Source organism: Streptomyces sp. NPDC031479 (assembly GCF_055581065.1).
In genome coordinates this window covers 49,038-65,233 of the sequence record NZ_JBVIKC010000038.1, presented here as the reverse complement: position 1 = coordinate 65,233, position 16,196 = coordinate 49,038, and the positions used below count along the sequence as shown (strand labels likewise).

Genomic DNA, 16,196 nt, shown 5'->3' with positions numbered 1-16,196 from the left:
CTCAGGCTCCGGTGGTGGCGTGGTGGTGGCGGGTGAGGGCGTCGGTGACGTCGCGCAGGGTCCGCATGTCGGCGAGGTCGTGCTCGGTGAAGTGGGCGAGGTCGACGCCGGTCTCCTCGCAGACCTCCGTGAGGAAGAGGACCTTGTTGAGGGAGGTCAGCCCGTAGGCGGCGACCATGTCGGCGGCGGGGTCGATGGCGTGGGGCTCGACCTCGGGGATCAGGACGAGGGAGAGCTGTTCGCGGGCGGCCGTTTCGATCTCGGACGGGGTCTCAGGCATGGATTCCGGCCTCCTGGGTGTGCAGCGGGGAGTGGTAGGCGGCCCGTATGTCGGGACGCTTGGGCTTGTACTGGGAGGTCAGCAGGCCGTTGCCGATGCTGAACGGCGGGTCGGCGACCACGACCCGGCTGATCCGCTCGTCGGGGGTGGTGGCGGCGTTGGTCGCGGCGAGCCGGGCGGCGATGGCGCGGGCGTCCGCGGGCCGGGCGGCCGGGGAGACCACGGCGACGAGTTCGGTCTGGGTGGGGCTGAAGACCACGCACTCGGCGATCGCGGGGTCGGCCCGCATCAGTTCCTCGATGGGCCGCACGACGACCTTCTTGCCGTTGTCGAGGACGATGACGTCGTCGGCGCGGCCGTGCACGAAGAGGAAGCCGTCCTCGTCGAGGTGGCCGAGGTCGCCGGTGCGGACGGTGCCGTCGGGCGAGAAGACCTTCTCGGAGTCGCCGGGGCGGGCGTACTCGTAGTGGTTGTTGACGGGGTGGGTGCTGCGGACGCTGATGACCCCGTCCTCGCCGATCAGCACCTCCTTGCCGCGGACCGGTTTGCCGACGCTCCCCTCGCGGTGGGCGCCGGGGTGGTTCTTGGTGACGATGCAGGTCTCGTTGAGCCCGTAGCCCTCGTAGATCGGCAGTCCGGCCTCGGTGAAGAAGCGCAGGACGGCCGGCGAGGCGGGCGCGGATCCGGTCCAGAGGTAGCGGATGCGGTCGCCGAACAGGGCGCGGGCCACGTCGGGGAGGGTGCGGCCGGCGGACCGGCGCAGCCGGCCGTCGATGGTGCGGCGGGCGGACTCGTAGAAGGCGGGGACGCCCATGACCACGGTGGGGCGGACCCGGCGCAGGGTCGCGAAGGCCGCCTCGTAGGTGGTGACGGTGACGTCGTGGCCGTGCAGCAGGGCCGAGTACACCCAGTAGCGCTGCTGGAGGAGGGAGAGGGGCAGGAAGACGAAGAGGTGGTCGTCCGGGGTGTGTTCGAAGATCTCCTGGACGGCGGTGAGGGCGCTGTCGATGCTGCCGGCGGTCGCACCGAGGCCCTTGGGGACGCCGGTGCTGCCGGAGGTGAACTTGATGGTGGTGACGTCCCGGGCGCCCCAGGTGACGGGGGGCAGCGGGGCGTCGGCGGAGCCGGTGGGCTCCGTCAGCTCCCAGATCCGGTCGGTGGTGAGGGTGTCGGGGACGTCGGTGGGCTGGTCGGTGCAGAGCAGGTGGAGGCCGTAGCGGTCCATGAGGGCGGTGGACGGGGTGAACTTGCCCGGCTCCAGGCCCGCGGTCTGCGCGCCGAGGCGCAGCGCGGCCAGGTCGAGGAGCACCCATTCCAGGCTGTTGGCGGCGAGGATCCCGATGCGGTCGCCGGGACCGATGCCGTAGGTGTCCCGCAGGTGGTGGGCGAGGCGGCCGGAGCGGTCGTGGAGCTCGCGCAGGGGGATGGTCCGTGTCCCGTCCAGGCGGGCGACGGAGATGTGCCCGCCGCCCGGCGGCCGGCCGACGATCCGCCTGATCGTCTCGGGGACGGCCCCGCCTCCGGGTGCTCCGGGCGGGGGCGTGGCCCGTGCCCCGGCGGGCGTGTCCGAGGCGGTCATCGTCATCGGGTCACCCCCGGCATGAGTACGGCGGCCATCGCGCGGACGGTCTCCAGCTCCGAGAACTGGTCGAGGGTGAGGGTGACGCCGAAGCGCTTGCGGGCGGCGGTGAGGATCCGGGCGGCCGCGATGGAGTCGCCGCCGAGGGAGGCGAGGGTGTCCAGGGCGCCGACGTCGGGGCGGCGCAGGACGGTGGACCAGATGTCGCAGAGGATCTTCTCGGCCTGGGTGGCGGGGGCGCTGCCGCCGGTCGGCGGTGCGTCGGCGGGCGCCTGCGCGCCGAGTTCGGCCAGCCGGGTGCGGTCCACCTTGCCGTTGCGGGTCAGCGGCAGTTCGTCGTGCCACAGGACGGCCGCGGGGAGCATGTAGTCGGGCAGGTCGGAACGCAGTGCCCCGCGCAGGTCGTTCAGGTGCGGGCGGTGGTCGCCCGCGGGCACCAGGTGGGCGACGAGGCGGTTGCCCTGGGCGGCGACGACGGCGCGGGTGACCTCGGCGAGGGCGGCGAGGCGGGTCTCGACCTCCCCGGCCTCGATCCGATAGCCGTTGATCTTGATCTGGAAGTCGCTGCGGCCGAGGATCTGGATGTCGCCGTCGGGCAGGTACCGGCCGAGGTCGCCGGTGCGGTAGAGGCGTTCACCGCGTACGCGGTCCTCCCGGAACCGCTCGGCGGTGCGTTCCTCGTCGCGCCAGTAGCCGCGCGCCAGGCCGGTGCCGGCGGCGACGATCTCGCCGGTGACCCAGTCGGGGGCGTCGAGGCCGTGACGGTCCAGGACGTAGGCGCGGTTGTTGGCGTTGGGGCGTCCGTAGGGGATGGACTCGCTGCCGTCCTCCTCCTCGCCGACGGGGTGCAGGATGTTCCAGATGGTGGTCTCTGTGGGGCCGCCGAGGGAGACCACCTCCAGCTCCGGCATCATCGCGCGCAACTGCGCGGGCAGGGCGGGCGGGAGCCGGTCGCCGCTCATCATGACCAGGCGCAGGGCGGGCGGTACGGCGCCGTCGGCGCGGGCCTGGCCGTGCAGCAGCCCGACGATGGCGGGGACGGAGTTCCACACGCTGACGTCGTGCAGGCGGCACAGGTCGAGCCAGTGGGCGGGGTCGACGGCCTTGTCCCGGTCGGGCATCACGAGGGCCGCCCCGGCCGCGAGGGCGCCGAAGACGTCCCAGACGGACAGGTCGAAGTTGAAGGCGCTGATGGCCATGAACCGGTCCTCGGGGGTGATCCCGAAGCGGGTCTGGCAGTCGGCGACGACGTTGGCGACGTTGCGGTGGGTCACCATGACGCCCTTGGGGGCGCCGGTGGTGCCGGAGGTGTAGAGGACGTACGCGAGGTCGTCCGGGTGGGACCCGGGGAGCCGGTCGGGGACCTCGGCGCGGCCGGAGCAGGGCTGGGTGAGGTCGAAGCAGGCGATGTCGCCGGAGTCGGGCCGGCCGGTGTTGGTCAGGACGCAGCGGACCTCGCCGTCGGCCAGCATGTAGTCCTGGCGGGCGGGGGGCAGGTCGGCGTCGACGGGCAGGTAGGCGGCGCCGGCGAGGACGGTGGCGAGGACGCCGACGATCTGCTCGGGCCCGCGCCGCATGACGAGGCCGACGAGTTCGCCGCGGCCGACTCCCTGTCCGCGCAGCCAGGTCGCGGCGGTCGCGGCCCGGTGCAGGAGTTCGCCGTAGCTCACGGTGCGGTCGGAGGTCAGGACGGCGGGGGCGGCGGGGGTGCGGGCGGCCTGGGCGACGATGGCGTCGCCGAGCATCTCGTCGGGCAGGGCGACGGCGGTGTCGTTGGCCTCGTCGCGGCGGGCCCGCTGGGCGGGCGGCAGCAGGTCGAAGTGGTGCTGCTGCCAGGCGCTCTCGTCGACGAGGGTGGCCAGGAGGGTTGCGTAGCCGTGCGCGAGGTCGTCGAGGAGGCCTTCGCAGAAGAGTTCGTCGATGCCGTCGAGCTGGACGACGAGGGCGCCGCGGCGCTCCATCGCGAAGGCGTTGAGCCACACCTGCGGGGTCTGGCTGACGGAGAAGACCTCCTCGCCGAAGAGTTCCAGGGCGGAGCCGTCGACCTCGCTGCTGACGTGTCCGATGGCGCTGTTGAAGGTGAAGGGCATCCGCGCGCCGGCCACCCCGCCGCGGCGGCGGGCCAGTTCCTTGAGGACCTCGATGCCGGAGAAGTGCCGGTGGTCGATGTCGGTGTGCAGGCGGGTCTGGAGGGCCTTGGCGCGTTCCGCGAAGGGCAGGGAGCGGTCGACCTCGGCCTCGACGAGGAGGGTGTCGGAGAACTGGCCGATGGCCTCGAAGACCCGGGGGTGCACGGGCGGCCGGTGGGCGACGGTGGTGGTGAGGGTGAACCGCTCCCCCGCGCCCCAGGTGGCCAGCGTTTCCGCGTACGCGGCGAGCAGCAGGGCGGAGGGGGTCAGGCCGGCGGCGGCGGCCCGGTCCTTGAGGGCGCTCCACTCCTCGCGGCCGAGGCCGACCGTGCGCTGGGTGAACCGGGTGCCGGTCAGGGCGGCCGGGCTGGTGCGCAGCGGCAGGTCGGGGTGGGGGGCGAGGTCCTCGCAGCGTTCCATCCAGTAGTCGCGCGAGCGCCGGGCGGGGGCCCGGTCGCGGGCGGCTTCCAGCGCGGCGACGTAGTCCTCGTAGGGGAGTTCCTCGTGGACGTCCGCGGTGGGGCTCTGATAGGCGTGCCACCAGGCGCGGAAGAACAGGAACATGCTGATGCCGTCCATCACGAGGCCGTCGTGGCCGACGTGCAGCACCATCCTGTCGTCGTCGAGGATGGTCGCGTCGACGGTGAGCAGGGGTGCCTGGTCGGCGGGGAGCACCTGGTGGGAGCGCATGTCGCGCAGTTCGGCGCGGATCAGGTCCTGCTGGCGGGGGCTGTGGCCGCGCAGGTCGAGGACGCCGATCTGCGGGGCGTGGTCCCCGTACTCGGTGACCTGGCGTTCGTCGGAGAGGAAGCGCGAGCGCAGGGCGCTGTGCGCGGCCACGACGGTGTCGAGGGAGGCCTGGAGCCGGTCGAGGTCCCAGTCGCCCTCGATCTCGTGGAAGACGTGGCTGGCGACGTCTCCGATCTCGAAGATCCCGCTGCGGCCGAGGTAGTAGCTGCGCTGCAGCGGGGTGAGGGGGAAGCCGGGGCCGTGTTCGGCCTCGCGGGCGAGGTGGGCGACGAGCTCGGGCTTGGCGGCCTTGAGGGAGGCGATGAACTCGGGGTCCATCCGCTCGCGGTTGCCCTGGAGGCGCAGGTCGCCGTCGGTGAGGGTGACCGACAGTCCGCGCCGGGCTATCTCGCGCAGCATGTGACGGGCGTTCATCGGGCGTCCCCCGAGGTCAGGGCGGCGACGGCGGAGGGCTCGGCGCGCTCGGCGATGACGGCGGCGAGTTCCGCGAGGGTGCCGCCGTGCAGGAGTTCGTCCATGGAGAGGTCGACGTCGAGGGCGTCGAGGATCTGGTACTGGACGGTGACGGCCTGGAGGGAGCCGGCCGCGAGCTGGGTGAGGGTGCGGTGGGCGATCCGCTCGTCGTCGCCGAGGCGCAGGACGGTGCGGGCGACCCCGGTGAGCCAGGGGGTGAGGGCCGGCTCGGCGGGCGGGGCGGGCGGGGCCGGCCGGAAGAAGACGGCGTCGGCGAGGGTGACGGCGCTGCCGGGGGCGAGGAGTTCGACGCTACGGGGCCACGTGCTCGGGGCGTCCGTGCCGAGGGCGGCGGCGAGCCGGTCGGCGAAGCGGGGCATGACGGGGGCGGCGGCGTGCGCGAGCAGCCGGGCGGCGGCCAGTTCGAGGGCGACGGCGGTGCGGTTCTCGTCCTCCCAGCCGGGGGTGTCGGTGAGGAGGCCTTCGGCGCGGGCGAAGCGGACGGTGTCGCGGACGATGCCGTCGAGTTCGGCGGCGGCCTGGTTGAGGGAGAAGGAGTCGTTCTGCAGGGCTCCGGTGACGGCGGCGAGGCGGGTGCCGAGCCGGGCGAGGAAGGCGGAGTGTTCGGCGGTCCAGTTCCCGGCGTCGGGGGCGCGGCCGCCGTGGTGCTTGGCGACGCGGGCGCCGAGGTCGTTCAGCCACTGCTGCCAGGTCCCGATGAGGGTGTCGTCGAGGGTGGCCTCGTAGGCGGCGCGCCGGAAGTCGGTGCGGGTGCCCTCGGGGCGGGTGGAGGCGAGGAAGTAGCGGACGGAGTCGACGGTGTCGGGGGTGAGGATCTCCTTGCCCCAGATGGCGTGGCGGCGGCTGGTGGAGAACTTCTCGCCTTCGAGCAGGTAGAACTCGTTGACGTGGTAGTCGATGTCGGGGGTCCAGCCGGGGAAGGCGAGCTGGTAGAGGACCGGGTAGAGGACGGAGTGGTAGAAGCTGTTGTCGTAGCCGAAGAAGTGGACGATCTTCCAGTCGGCGGCCGGGTCCGCCGCCTTCCAGGGCCGGCCCAGGCGGGCACCGAGGGACTGGATGCCGTGCAGGAACCCGTAGCTCATCTCGGGCCACACCCAGATGACCTGGCCGTCGGTGCCGGCCTCGCGCGGCTCGACGCCCCAGGTGGAGGGGTGGGTGAGGGGGATGGTCAGGTCGGGGCGGCGGAAGAGCCGGTCGGCGAGTTCGCGCAGCCGGGCCGGGACCCGGCCGAGGCGGTGGTGGGCGCGGACGTCCCCGGCGTAGGCGTGCAGGGGCAGGGTCCAGCGGGCGGCCGGGGCCGTGGTGGGCGCGGCGTCGGAGCGGGTCGAGCGGGGGCCGGTCAGGTCGGCGACGGTGTTGGGCTCGCCGCACTCCTCGCAGATGTTGCCGGAGGTGGTGGAGCCGCAGCCGGGGCAGCCGCCCTTGACGTCGGCCTCGTAGAGGTAGCCGCCGGTGGTGGCGTCGTAGAGGGCGTCGGTCTCGGTGACGGCGATCTCGCCGGAGGCGACGACCTTGCCGAAGAAGTCCCGCAGGCCCTCGCGGTAGGCGGGGTCCTGGTCGGTGACCGTGTACTGGTCGAGCGGTATGTCCATCAGCCGCAGGGTTTCGGCGATCTCGGCGCTGTAGTGGGCGGCGGTCTCGGCGGGGGTGCCGCCGTCCTTGGCGGCGGCCGCGACCACGTAGCTCTGGTAGTCGTCGCTGCCGGTGAGGTGGTAGGCCTCCGCGCCGGTCATGCGCTGGTAGCGGGTGAAGGCGTCGGCGCCGAGGTAGGGGCCGGAGAGGTGGCCGAGGTGGAGGTCGCCGTTGGGGGTGGGCGGGGTGGAGAACACGAAGACGGGGCGGTCTCCGAAGCCCTTGCGGACCGGGTCGGCGGCGGAGGTGGCGGCGCGCTGGGCGTCGCGCCAGTACTGGGTGAAGAAGACGAGGTCGGCCCCGTCCCCGTCGGTGTTCTCCAGGCCGGTCCTTTCCGGACTGGTGTTCTTCAGGACGTGGGACTCGAAGGGTTCGAAGAGGACGACGGTGCCGGGGGCGGCGGGGTGCCGTTCGCCGTCGATGACGAACTCGCCCCGGCCCGAGACGATGACGAACAGCTCGGTCTCGTCGTGCCGGTGGCTGTCGGTGGCGCGGCCGGGGGCGACGCGGCCCCAGCCGGCGGCCGTGCCCAGCCCCTCCACGCCGCTCATGTCGATACCGAACGCCTGCTCCAGGACGTCGGCGTCGTAACTCGCGATGATCATGTCGTGGCCTTTCGCGGAGACGGGAGGGAGGGGATCAGGGCGGCGGCGCGGGCGGCGAGCGCCGGGGCCAGCCGGTAGCCGGAGCCGCTCGCGGCGCCCGCGAACACGAGCCGGCCGTAGGGGTCGAGCGCGGTGACCAGGGGCGTGCCGCCGGGCCCGTACGCGTCGCAGAAGACCCGGCCGGAGCGGCAGTGGGCGGCCAGGTCCGGGGCGTAGCGGGTGAGCAGGGCCCGGGCCTCGCGCAGGTGGCCGGCGGTGAGGGCGGGGTCGACGGCCGCGGGGTCGACGTCCCACTCCCGGCAGGTGTAGCTGAACAGCCAGTGGCCCCGGTGGTGGAAGGGCAGCAGGAACGCGTCCTCGGCGTGCAGGACGACCGCCCGGTCCCCCGGGGCGGGCGCCCGGTCGATGTGCAGGGCGACTATCTTCTTGACCCGGGCTCCGAGGGGGGTCACCAGGTCCCGCCAGGCGGGTTCGGCGAGCCAGGGCCCGGGGGCGATCACCACGTGTTCGGCGGTGAGGGTGGCGCCGCCGGTCAGGGTCAGGCGCGCGCCGCCGGGACCGGCGGCGACGGAGGTGACGGCGACGCCCTCGCGGAAGGCGACCCGGGGGCGCAGTTCGGCGGCGAGGAGCTGGGTGAGGGCGTGCACGTCCGCGTACTGGCAGCCGTCGCCCTCCCAGGCCCCGAAGTTCTCCGGCAGCGGCCCGACCACGGGCGGGAGTTCGGTGGTCCAGCGGAGTTTGGCCTCGGGCAGGTAGACCTCGCGCAGCCGCTCCTCGGCGCTCTCGGGGGCCAGGACGGTCATGCCGAGCGGGTGGATGGGCAGGTCCGGGCGGGCCGTGTGGAGGTCGGCGTAGAAGCGCTCGCTCTCGGCGGCCAGGGTGCGGACGGTGTCGTTCGCGCCGCGCGGGAAGTGGAGTCCGGCGGAGCGGCGGGTGGCGCCGGAACCGATCATGTCCCGGTCGAGGACGGTGACGGTGGCGGAGGGGTCGCGGGCGGTGATCTCGCGGGCGATGAGCACCCCGAGGATGCCCGCGCCCACCACCGCGATGCCGGTGCGGGCGCCGGTGGGGCCGCCGGCGTCGGGGGCGGTGCGGCGGTAGCCGGCGGGCTCGGTGAGGGCGGGGCCGGTGAGGGGGCCCGTGGCGGGGCCGGTGGCGGGCATCAGGCGCTCCACCGTTCGTCCTGCGGGGCCTTGGAGGACCACTCGATGAAGGAGGCGAGCTGCTCGTCCGCGCGTACGCCGCACAGCCGGTCGGCGATGCGCCGGCTGCGCCAGGCGTTGAGGCTGAGGTTGGGGTCGGCGAGGCCGCGCTGGCCGCGGACCCCGTTCTGGACGAAGATCCGGCGGTCGGCGGGGCCGTCCCAGCGGACGGCGTAGTCCTCGTCGACGCGCAGTTCCTCGCCCTCGTGCTCCAGGCGGCCGGTGAGGGGGGCGAGGAAGTCCATGGCCGCGGGCCGGTATCCGGTGGCCCAGACGACGATGTCGGCCTCGAACCGCTCCACGGACTCCGGCTCGCCCGTGTGCCGGGCGCACACCTCCCAGCCGCCGAGTGGGCCGGTGGAGACGTCGAAGACCTCGCGGCCGGGGTGCAGGGCGACCAGGTCCTCGTTGCCCTCGACGAACCGGTGGACGTAGATGGTCTGGTAGATCTCGCGCAGCGTGGACTCGGAGATGCCGTCGCTCGTCAGGATGTTGCTGGAGTTCAGCGACTGGCGGCGCTCGCGCGGCAGTCCGTAGAAGTAGTCCGCGTGGCTGGGCATGTAGTAGTCGTTGGTGAAGGGCGAGTCGTCGATCGGGAGGTAGTTCGGCCGTCGCGAGATCCACGAGACCCGGCGGGGAAGGTCCCAGCCGCCGCGGGAGATCAGGTCGAGGAAGGCCTCGGCGCCGGACTGGCCGCCGCCGATGACGACGACCCGCTTGCCGCCGACGTCGCGGGCGGCGTTCAGGTAGTCGGAGACGTGGAACTGCGTCGGACCGAGCCGTCCTTCGCCCTGCGGCGGGACCCAGGGGCGGCTGCCGACGCCGACCACGACGTTCTCGGCGGTCAGCTCGCGGCGGTCGGTGCGGACGGTGAACGCGCCGAGGCCGTCGTCGAAGCCGACCTCCCGGACGCCCTCGCCGAAGACGATGTTCTCGTTGCGGCGGCTGGCCCAGGCCAGGTAGTTGCGGAACTCCAGCCTCGGCACGTCATCGAACTGGGCGTTGAGGAAGTGGTAGACCCGTCCCTTGGCGTGCAGGTACGACAGGAACGAGAACGGGTTCGCGGGATCGGCGAGGCTCACCAGGTCCTTGAACTGGGAGACCTGGAGGGTGGTGCCCGGGATCTGCTGGCCGTCGTGCCAGCTGAAGGACTCCTTGCGGTCGAGGAAGAGATTGGGTACGTCCGGCCGGCTGTGCAGCAGGGAGGCCAGGCTCAGGTTGGCCGGACCCACGCCGACTCCCAGGCAGCGGAAGTGCGTGATGCCCGGCCGGAAGCTCTCGTGCCCCATGGTCGGAACCTCTCGTTCGATTCGGTAAGGGAAGAGGAGGGGGTGGGGTGGGGAGCGCTAGGCCGCGGCGGCCGGGCGCGTGCGTACGGCGATCAGGCCGAACAGGGTGGCGAGCAGGGAGCAGGCGCCGACCAGCGGCCAGACGAGCTGGCCGTACTGGAGGAAGAGCCAGGTGCCGGCCATCGGCCCGAGGGCGGAGCCCAGGCCGAAGGTGAACTGGAAGCTGCCGATGTAGCGGGAGCGCAGCGCCTCGGGCCCGGCGCCGGCCGGGTAGGCGAAGACGGCGGGGCCGCCGAGGATCTCGCCCAGGGACCAGACGAGGGTGCCGATGACCACGGCGGCGGGCCCGATCGGCAGTCCGTAGCAGGCGACGCCGGCACCGACGAGGGCGAAGCCCAGGCCGATGGTGATCTTCAGGGGCCAGCGCTGCGAGACCTTGGTGACCAGCAGCTCGAAGGCGATGACGATGAAGCCGTTGAGCGCGACCGCGAAGGTGTACCAGAAGAGCGCGATGTGCGCGTCCTTCAGGGACAGCGGGAGCGTGGACAGGTACTGCATGTAGACGGCGGAGTGGAAGAAGGCGGCGACGAGGTAGAGCAGGTAGCGGCGGTCGCGCAGGACCGCGCCGTAGCCGCCGGTGGGGGCGGCCTCGCGCATCGTCCCGGTGCGGACCGGGCTCCTGGCGGGCAGGGTGGCCCGTGCGACGAGCGCGTAGGCGAGGGCGAGGGCGGCCTCTCCCCAGAACAGCAGGGTGTACGTCTGCCCGCCGGCGTTGTAGAGCGCGTAGCCCAGCAGCGGGGCGGCGGTCGCGCCGACGTTGAGGCCGAAGCGGTACATCGCGAAGATCATGATCTGCCGGTCGCCGTCGGTCTGCTCGGCGAGCAGGGTGGCCGACGCGGGACGGAACAGCTGGGCGCCCAGGCTGACGAGGGCGATGGCGCAGAGCAGCAGGGTGAAGTCGGACAGGTAGAGGAGGGCCGCGGTGAGCACGGCCGTACTGCTCATGGAGAGCACGGTGGCGCCGCGGATGCCGAGCCGGTCGGCGAGGGTGCCGCCGGCCAGGGAGCCGGCGACGGCCCCGCCGCCGTAGACGCCCAGGGCGATGACCGTGTGGCCCTTCGAGTAGCCCTCGGCGGTGAGGAAGAGGACGAGGAAGACGTGCAGGAAGCCGCTGAGCCGGTTGACGAGCACCCCGGCCAGTACGGTCTTCACCGCGCGCGGGGCCTCCTTGAAGGTCACCCACACCCCGGGGGCGGCGGGCGCGGCCGCCGGCTCCGGGGCGGCCTCGGCGGGGCGGACGTCAGTGCTCATCGGCGCCGGCCTCCGGTTCGGTGACGACGGTGACGGCGGCCCGTACGGACCGCTCCATTTCGTCCAGGGCGTCCGCGGTCGGGGCGTCGAGGAGGAAGGTCACGGCGCGGTCGTCGGAGCTGGCGAGCGGGCCCAGCCGGGCGCCGGCCTCCTTCAGGACGAGGAGCGCGCGCAGCGCGGCCGGGTCCCCGGCGGCGCCCGGGACCCACTCGGGCCACATCCCGGCCTCGCCCACCCACTGGGGGCGTACGCCGGGCCGGTCGAGGGTGACGTCGGCGAGGACTCCCGGGGCGTGGTCCAGGTAGACCTGGCGGGTGAAGCGGCGCGGGGCCGGGTAGGAGGCGGGCTCGCCCAGGGCGATCTTGATGATCTCGGGTTCCATCGGCTGCCCGGTGGCCAGGTGGTAGAGGGCGAGCAGGCCGTCGCCGGGGGTGCGGGCGGCGACCTCCATCAGGCAGGGGCGGCCGTCGGCGCCGACGCGCCACTCGGAGTGGGCGATGCCGTCGCGGAAGCCGAGGACGTCCAGCATCCGGCGGTTGGCGTCCCGCAGGACCGCGTCGTGCCCGCCGGACGGGTCCGGGACGGAGTGGGCGAGCTCCACGAAGGTGTGCGCGCCGGACTCGGTGGTCTCCTTGCGGGTCACCGACGCGAAGACGGGCTCGCCGTGCTGGACGAGGGTCTCGACGGAGTACTCCTGGCCGGTGGCCTTCTCCTCGATCAGCACGGTCTCGTGGGCGGGGTACTCCATCAGCAGGGCGCGCATCGCCCCGGCGTCCTCGACGGCGACCACGCCCGAACTGGAGTGCCGGGTGGCGGGTTTGGCGACGACCGGGTAGGTCAGCGCGGTCAGGTCGGCGTCCTCTCGGCCGCCGGGCGGCACCACCAGGCAGGCCGGGCCGAAGGCGTCGAGGTACCAGCGCTGGAGGTACTTGCTGCGGCAGACGCGGGTGGCGCGCAGTCCGGGTCCGGGCAGGCCGAGCGCGTCGCACAGCAGGCCGGTCTGCTCGACCAGGGTCTCGCCGACGGCGTAGGCGCCGCGCACGGTGTAGCGGCCGTGCCAGGCGCGGGCCCGGGCGGCGAAGCCGGGGGTGAAGGAGCCGTCGAGGTCGAGGGAGCCGTCGACGTAGGCGATCTCGTCGATCAGGGAGGCCGGGTGGTCGGGGTCCTTGCGGGCTGTCTCGGCGGCGTCCCGGTACGACTCGGGGGTGATCAGGAGGATCCTCAGGCCGCGGGCGGCGAGTTCCTCCAGGTAGCGGGGGTTGCGGCAGACGACCCGGAAGGCGCCGGTGAGGACGAAGGCCTCGGGGAGCGGCTCGTGGGCGGCGGGGTGGGACGGTTGCGCGGTCGGGTGGGTCATGCCGGGACTCCTGAGGGGGTGGAGGAGGTTTCTTCGCAGGTCCCGCCCAGGCCGTGGGCGGCGAGGAAGGTGAGCCAGCGGGTGGTCTCCCGGGGCGTCTCGGCGGCCCGGTTGAGGCCGGCGGGGAGGGCGCCGGCCAGGATGCGGGTCACTCCGTAGGCGACGGGGAGGGAGACGCAGCGGGCCATCGCGGACTCTTCGCCGTCGCCGGTGAGGTCCAGCAGGTGGGAGCCGCGCCAGCGGGTCCCGGCGGCGGTGCGCAGTTCGAGGGAGACCGACAGGACGACGCGGTCGCGGTCGGCGGGGGTGGTGGGGTAGCGGGCGGCGAGGGCCGCGGCCAGCGCGCGGACGGCCGCGGGGTCGCCCGCGGAGACGGTGTCGAAGACCTCCTTCCAGGCGGTGCGCCAGCCCGCGTTGCGCAGGGTGCCGCGGACGAAGGTGGCGAGCTGCCACTGGTGCGGGATGCCGTACTGGGCGACGAAGGGGAGGCTGTCGCGGTTGGGGTAGACCTCGAACTCCTCGCCCGCCAGGACCAGCGGCCGGGTGGCCTCCCAGGGGCGGGCGGCGGTGCGTTCGGCCCCGGAGTCGATGTGCCGGGCCGGGGAGCCGAGGGCCGCGAGGACCCCGTACGGGGCCCAGCTGAAGCGGTAGCGGAAGGCGTTGGGGACCGCCGGGACCCCTCCGCAGTAGGAGGTGAACGCGGCGGTCGCCGGTGCCGGGCCGATGGCCTCGCGGCCCCGGGCGACCAGGTCGTGGGCCATCAGGTGGTCGATGCCGGGGTCGAGTCCGGCCTCGGTGAGCACGACGGTACGGGTCCGCGCGGCGGCGGCGCCGGCGAGCGCGGCGATTTCCGGGGAGACGTAGCTGGTGCAGGCGAAGTGGGCCCCGCGGTCGGTCGCCAGACGCAGCAGCGCCGGGTGTTCGGCGGCGGGGAGCATGGAGACGAGGACGTCGCCGGGGCCCACCCCGTCCGCCAGGGCGGCCGGGGTGAGGGCGCGGACCTCCGCGCGGCCCGCGAGGCCGTGGGCGGCCAGGCGGGCGGTGGCGCGGTCGGTGGTGCGGTCCCACAGGACCACGCGACGGGCGCGCTCGCAGACGAGGGACAGGCCGGAGCGGCCGGTGGACAGGCCGGTGCCTATCCAGTGGACGGTGCCGGACGCCGGCGCCGCGGCGGGTGAGGGCGGGTCAGCGGACAAGGGGGGCCTCCTGGGCTTCGACTGCGGTCCGGTAGGTGTGCAGGGCGCGGGCCCAGACGCCGTCCCACTCGGCCAGGCGCATCAGGTGCGGGGCGAGTTCGGCGGAGAAGGCGGTGCTGGCCTCGACGGGGAGGAGGGAGGGGAGGTTGTCGATGGCGATGAGGTCGAGGCGGGGGGCCTCGGCGCGCAGGGGGCGGACGGGCTCGGTCCAGGTGGTGGTCTCGTCGTAGACCGGCAGGACGTTGCAGTCGGAGGTGACGTCGCAGGTGACGTCGGAGAGGAGGGAGAGGCGGCGGGCGGGGTCGTCGAGGTCGGCCTTGGTCAGGAACGGCGGTACGGGGGTGGTGGTCAGGACGGTGTTGACCATCAGGTCGTGGCCGAGCAGCGCGGCCCGGTCCAGGGAGCGGGTCTCGGCGAGGTCCCAGCGGGTGGGTTCCAGTCCGGCCCGGACGAGGGCGTCGCAGGCGCCGCGGCCGCTGCGGCCGAGGGCTCCGACGACGAGGGCGGTGGTGGGGTCGCCGGCGGTGGCGCCGGAGGCGAGGAGGGCGTCGAGGGCGGGCCGGTCGGTCGGACGCAGCGGGGGGGTGAGGGCGCCGCGGTGGTGCAGGACGGCGAGGGCTGCGCCGATGTAGCCGGCCCAGTAGCCGAAGGCGGCGACGCGCCGGCCGGCTTCGTCGGTGAGGTACTCCAGGTCGAGCAGGGCGCCGCCGCCGGCGGTGAAGCGGGAGAGCAGTTCGGCGGCGCCCGACTGGCCCTTGTAGGCGTGGGCGAAGTAGATGTGGCGGTGGCGCAGGGCGGGTGCCCCGGGACCGGCGGGGAGTTCCTTGAGGCCGAGGACGTAGGCGTCGGCGGGGGCCTGTGCGTCCCAGGAGGCGGTGGGGGCGGTGGCGCAGCCGGCGGCGGCGTAGTCGGCGAGGGGGAAGGCGCGCTGGTCCGACTCCTCGACGGTGATCCGGACCCCGGCCTCCACCAGGCGGCCCGCGTCGTGCGGGGTGAGGGGGGCGCGGCGCTCGGTGGGGCGGGCCTCGTGGCGCATCCAGAGGTGAGTACTGTCCGACATGGTGCGTTTTGTCCTGTCTGAAGGCATAGGGGTGGTAGACCCCCGGCCTGATCGCGGTTGCGGGGGCGACGTCCTGGGAGTGCCTGCGCGCTAGAGGAGCGGGATCCGGGCGTTCGCCAGAGGGCGGTAGGCGGGGGTCGCTGTGGTGCTCCAGCCTGCCGTGCGCAGTTCGGTGACGACGGCGGTGGCGAGCGCCACGGCGAGCCGCTCCCCCGGGCAGCGGTGGGCCGCCGCGCCGAAGGTGAAGATCACGGGATTCACCCGGCCGGGGTGCAGGGTGTGGGGGTCCGCGTTGACGGCGGGGTCCCGGTTGGCGGCGGCGAGCACCACGAGGAGCTGCTGCCCGGGTTCCACCGTGGAGCCCGCGTGGGTGAAGGACCCGGCGGCGAAGCGGCGGGTGTTCTGGATCGGGGCGTCGTGGCGGACCACCTCGCGCACGAGCGCACCCGTGTCGGGGGCCTGCGTGCCCCGGGCGAGGGCGACCAGGGTGTTGCCGATGAGCCCGGCGGTGGCGTCGTAGGTCTGGGAGAGGAAGCCGATGGCGTTGGAGAGCAGCGGCCCGAGGTCGACCAGGCCCTCCCGGTCGGCGGCCCGCACCAGCCCGGCGAGCAGTCCGTGCGCCCGGCCGGCGCCGTACCCCTCCCGGATCCCGGCACCGGACGCCGCCCCCGGCCCCTCCTCCGGGCCCGCGGCGGCGGCCGAGTCCAGTACCGGGCCGAGGAGTTCGCGCAGCCGGACGGCGGCCACCGCGGCCGCCTCCCGGTCCTCGGGACCCGCGGTGGCGGGGATGCAGCGGACGAAGTCGGCGATCGCGCGGGCCGCCTCGCGGTCGGCGCCCCCGGTCAGCCCGGCGAGCACCGCGACCACCCGCGCCGGGACCCCGAACATCAGCTCCTCGTAGGGGACTTCGCCGCCCGCGGCGAGCGCCTCACGGGTGAACCTGGCCGCCAGTTCCCCCGCGTACACGGTGTCGGCGCCGGCCAGGGCCCCCGCGACGGCCCCCTTCAGGCGGGCCGCCGCCGCGCCGTCGGTCATCCGCACCAGCTGCCCGAACACCTCGCCCGCCGCCGTGCCGGCGATCCCGGCCGGGACCGGCTCCGCCACCGGCCGTACCCGCAGCACGCCGCTGCCGAGCACCGCGCGCACCGCGGCCGCGTCGGCCGCCACCCAGGCCCCCAGCGCCTCGTCGAAGACGAAGGGGCGCTCGGCCACCAGGCGCGCGTAGAAGGGGTAGGGGTCCGGGAGGCGGACGGCCTCGACGGGGCTGAGGGTCGTGGTGCTGCTCACTGGTGACTCCTTGTCGAACGGGTGGTGCGGGCCGAGCGGGTGAAG

The 16,196-nt window shown here is 74.1% G+C and carries 11 protein-coding genes; all 11 read right to left on the bottom strand.

From position 1 onward, the window contains the following. Window position 1: 1 nt before the first annotated feature. The gene (locus ACZ5D2_RS30940) at window positions 2-280 is read right to left on the bottom strand and encodes an acyl carrier protein (protein ID WP_331733385.1); all 279 of its coding nucleotides are present in this window, start codon (window positions 278-280) and stop codon (window positions 2-4) included. Further along, window positions 273-1,865, bottom strand: coding sequence for an AMP-binding protein (locus ACZ5D2_RS30935; protein WP_331733387.1), 1,593 nt, complete (start codon window positions 1,863-1,865; stop codon window positions 273-275). The genes ACZ5D2_RS30940 and ACZ5D2_RS30935 overlap by 8 nt, the downstream gene beginning before the upstream one ends. Next, on the bottom strand, window positions 1,862-5,152 hold the full coding sequence (locus tag ACZ5D2_RS30930) for a non-ribosomal peptide synthetase (protein ID WP_468933920.1): 3,291 nt from the start codon (window positions 5,150-5,152) through the stop codon (window positions 1,862-1,864). Before ACZ5D2_RS30930 ends, ACZ5D2_RS30935 begins: the two co-directional genes overlap by 4 nt. After that, on the bottom strand, window positions 5,149-7,449 hold the full coding sequence (locus tag ACZ5D2_RS30925) for a class I tRNA ligase family protein (protein ID WP_468933917.1): 2,301 nt from the start codon (window positions 7,447-7,449) through the stop codon (window positions 5,149-5,151). The genes ACZ5D2_RS30930 and ACZ5D2_RS30925 overlap by 4 nt, the downstream gene beginning before the upstream one ends. Beyond that, the gene (locus ACZ5D2_RS30920; RefSeq protein ID WP_468933915.1) at window positions 7,446-8,612 is read right to left on the bottom strand and encodes an NAD(P)/FAD-dependent oxidoreductase; all 1,167 of its coding nucleotides are present in this window, start codon (window positions 8,610-8,612) and stop codon (window positions 7,446-7,448) included. Before ACZ5D2_RS30920 ends, ACZ5D2_RS30925 begins: the two co-directional genes overlap by 4 nt. After that, on the bottom strand, window positions 8,612-9,940 hold the full coding sequence (locus tag ACZ5D2_RS30915) for a lysine N(6)-hydroxylase/L-ornithine N(5)-oxygenase family protein (RefSeq protein ID WP_468933912.1): 1,329 nt from the start codon (window positions 9,938-9,940) through the stop codon (window positions 8,612-8,614). The genes ACZ5D2_RS30920 and ACZ5D2_RS30915 overlap by 1 nt, the downstream gene beginning before the upstream one ends. Before the next feature lie 57 nt (window positions 9,941-9,997). Then, window positions 9,998-11,251, bottom strand: coding sequence for an MFS transporter (locus ACZ5D2_RS30910; protein WP_468933910.1), 1,254 nt, complete (start codon window positions 11,249-11,251; stop codon window positions 9,998-10,000). Further along, window positions 11,241-12,608 carry an ATP-grasp domain-containing protein gene (locus tag ACZ5D2_RS30905; protein ID WP_468933907.1) on the bottom strand — a complete coding sequence of 456 codons (1,368 nt, stop codon included), beginning with the start codon at window positions 12,606-12,608 and terminating at the stop codon, window positions 11,241-11,243. Before ACZ5D2_RS30905 ends, ACZ5D2_RS30910 begins: the two co-directional genes overlap by 11 nt. Next, complete coding sequence (locus tag ACZ5D2_RS30900; protein WP_468933904.1) at window positions 12,605-13,804, bottom strand: saccharopine dehydrogenase family protein; 1,200 nt, start codon at window positions 13,802-13,804, stop codon at window positions 12,605-12,607. The genes ACZ5D2_RS30905 and ACZ5D2_RS30900 overlap by 4 nt, the downstream gene beginning before the upstream one ends. Further along, the gene (locus ACZ5D2_RS30895) at window positions 13,794-14,864 is read right to left on the bottom strand and encodes a saccharopine dehydrogenase (RefSeq protein WP_468933901.1); all 1,071 of its coding nucleotides are present in this window, start codon (window positions 14,862-14,864) and stop codon (window positions 13,794-13,796) included. The genes ACZ5D2_RS30900 and ACZ5D2_RS30895 overlap by 11 nt, the downstream gene beginning before the upstream one ends. Before the next feature lie 90 nt (window positions 14,865-14,954). Continuing rightward, window positions 14,955-16,151, bottom strand: coding sequence for a hypothetical protein (locus ACZ5D2_RS30890; RefSeq protein ID WP_468933898.1), 1,197 nt, complete (start codon window positions 16,149-16,151; stop codon window positions 14,955-14,957). Between the last annotated feature and the right edge of the window lie 45 nt (window positions 16,152-16,196).